This is a genomic window from Reyranella soli, assembly GCF_007992495.1.
GTDB classification, from domain to species: domain Bacteria; phylum Pseudomonadota; class Alphaproteobacteria; order Reyranellales; family Reyranellaceae; genus Reyranella; species Reyranella soli.
This window is the reverse complement of sequence record NZ_BKAJ01000331.1, coordinates 1-2,526: the sequence shown is the minus strand read 5'-3', so window position 1 is coordinate 2,526 and position 2,526 is coordinate 1. Positions and strand designations below refer to the sequence as shown.

The 2,526-nt window shown below is 66.7% G+C and carries 3 protein-coding genes; 1 reads left to right on the top strand and 2 read right to left on the bottom strand.

Going from position 1 to position 2,526, the window contains the following annotated elements:
* Positions 1–8 precede the first annotated feature (8 nt).
* Positions 9–548, bottom strand: coding sequence for a VOC family protein (locus RSO01_RS46500; RefSeq protein ID WP_147157431.1), 540 nt, complete (start codon positions 546–548; stop codon positions 9–11).
* Positions 549–565: 17 nt separating this feature from the next.
* Positions 566–1,936 carry a phenylacetate--CoA ligase family protein gene (locus RSO01_RS46495; protein WP_147157430.1) on the bottom strand — a complete coding sequence of 457 codons (1,371 nt, stop codon included), beginning with the start codon at positions 1,934–1,936 and terminating at the stop codon, positions 566–568.
* A gap of 187 nt (positions 1,937–2,123) precedes the next feature.
* On the opposite strand from RSO01_RS46495, the gene RSO01_RS46490 reads away from it, so the two are divergent.
* Positions 2,124–2,417 carry a hypothetical protein gene (locus RSO01_RS46490; protein WP_147157429.1) on the top strand — a complete coding sequence of 98 codons (294 nt, stop codon included), beginning with the start codon at positions 2,124–2,126 and terminating at the stop codon, positions 2,415–2,417.
* Positions 2,418–2,526: the final 109 nt, after the last annotated feature.

The following is a 2,526-nucleotide window of genomic DNA, read 5'->3' as shown; positions in this document are numbered from 1 at the left end:
GCGCTCCGTCAGCGATGCGGCCGGATGTCGTTGTTGACCTTGCGGTCGCCCGCCGCCCAGCGGCGCAGCGTCTCGTGCGCCGTGGTGCGTTGATGGGCGGCGATCTCGCCGGCGTCGGGCGGGTCCGACGTGAACTCGACCAGGAGCCCGTCGGGATCCTGGACGTAGATCGACTTGCAATAGCCATGGTCGACTTCGCGCACCTTGAGGTTCGCGGTCTCGAGCCGCTGCTTGATGCGGTCCTGCGTCTCGCCGGTGACGGCGAGCGCGATATGGATGAACGTCGGCTGCTTCTTGGCCTGGTAGGCGGCGGCCGCCTCGGGATCGGCGAAGTTGAAGAAGGCGAGCGCGCCGCCGTCGCCGATGCCGTAGAAGGCGTGGCTATAGCTCATGCGCCGACCGGGGAATTCCGGGAACTCGGCCTCCTCGATCCAGGCCGCCAGCAGTGGCATGCCGACGATGTCCTCGTAGAAGTGGCGCGTGCGCTCCTGGTCGGCGCAGACATAGGCGTTGTGATGCAGTCGCAACGGCAAGGCAGGATTGCTCATCGGGCTTCTCCTCTTCCTCACAGCAGGCAGACGAAGTCCTCGAACTTACCCGATGCCGTGCGGGAAAGCTCGGCTGGGAATGCGAGGTCGATGCGGAATCCCTGGCCGAATTTGGCCCGGGCCCAGCCCAGGACGCCCCGCGCCTCCTCGTCGGTGAGCGTCCGCTCGGTCTGCAGGCGCACCTCGATGCGGTCGGGATGGGTCTGAGCGAACTGGTATTGCCGGATCGGTGCCAGGGCCAGAAGCTTGCCGATATCGTCCGACGACAAGAGCGGCCAACGCTCGCCTTCGGCCGTGCGCAGCATGTTCTGCCGCCGGCCGAGGATGCGCCGGATCACCGGCAGGCCGCGGCCGCAGGAGCAGGGGCCGCCCGCTTCGGCATGATCGCCGACGTCGTAGCGCACCAGCGGCATCGCGAGATTGTGCAGTGGCGTCACGATCACGCGGCCGACTTCGCCGGGCGCGCAGGGTTGGCCGTCAGAATCGAGGATCTCGACCAGCGCCGTCTCCGACTGCAGATGATAGTGGTCGGTATCCGGACACTGCAGGGCGAGGTAGCCGGCCTCGCGGGTGCTGTAGGTGTCGACGACGCGCGCACCCCACTCGGTGCGGCAGAGCTCGCGCAGGCCGGGCGCCAGGATCTCCGAGATCGTCAGCACCTGCTTCAGCCGCTTGGGACGACGGCCGGTTTCGGCGCTGCGCCGGACCAGGCGGTCGAGCATCGTCGGATGCGTCAGCAGATAGTCGGGCTCCTCGCGCGAGAGCCAATCCAGCTGGTCGTCGACAGGCGTCGTGATGTTGAGGCTGACGCTGGGGCCGGTCCGGAAGATGTCCGCAGTGGAGAAGCCCCAGTTGTCGAGCCGCTCGCCGTCGGGATAGAGCGCCTTGCCCGTTCCCGATTCGCGGATCGCCGCGAGCTTTCCCGAGAAGTCGCGGCCGTGCCAGAGATGCTCGCGCACCGTCGCCGCGCTCCACATCAGGAGCCAGAGGTCGCTGCGCACGGCATGGACCGGCTTTCCGGTCGAGCCCGAAGTGTAGACTTCGGTAAGCTCGCCATGGCCGTCGGGCAGGGAGCGGCTGAACAGGTCGTCGCCGGCCCGCTGCACGTCCTGGCGTGTCAGCAGCGGCAGCTCACACCAGCGCTGCCAGAACATCTCGCCGTCGGCGTCAGCCACCTTGCCGAGGCGGCGGCGATAGAACGGCACGTGACGCGCGGCGTGATCGAGCAGGCGTTTGAGCTGAGCCTGCTGGGCTTCGCGCAGGCGATCGGCCGGCCACCATTGTGTGCGTTCGAGCTGGAAGAGCAGCGAGAGAGTGGCCATGCCGCGGCCCGACACGGCAGCGGGCCAGGCGATGTCGGGAAGCGCGCTCTCGAACGGCATGATCATCGCTGCAGCATGCCGCTGATTGCGGCGGCGTAAAGTCGCCGGCGCTTGAGAATGATTCCGGCTTGCGCCGGTCACAGCAAAGCCACCACCCGACGAAGTCGTTCCACCGCATCATTACGTGTGAAGCGAATGGAACACCGCAGACGTCGTGTGCGTTAGTGACCCGGCGATCAAACAGGAGGCTGCAATGTCGATAGCCAAAAAGGCTAGCTTGCTCATCGGTGTGATCGGCGCCGCCGCGACGGTAGCGACGACGGCCGAGGGCGGCGAAGGCGGGCACGGCAAGCGCTATCGCGGCTCGCCGGTCTATATCGTCGAGCAGCCTGTGATCGTGCAGCGGTCGCCGGTCTATGTCATGCGACCGCCGCCTGTCGTCTATGCCCCGGCGCCCACCTATTACGAGCCGATGTATCAGCGCTACGATAACTACGACCGCTATCCGTCGAGCCCGAGCGTCAACATCAACATTCCGTTGAGATAACGGCTAGTAGCTCTGCACAGAGGTTTTGCCGGCAAGGTTCCGTATGTGCCGGCGCGCGCCGCCGCCTCTCGGTTCTGCCGCGGGGTGCATGCACTGCAGGCGCCAGGGG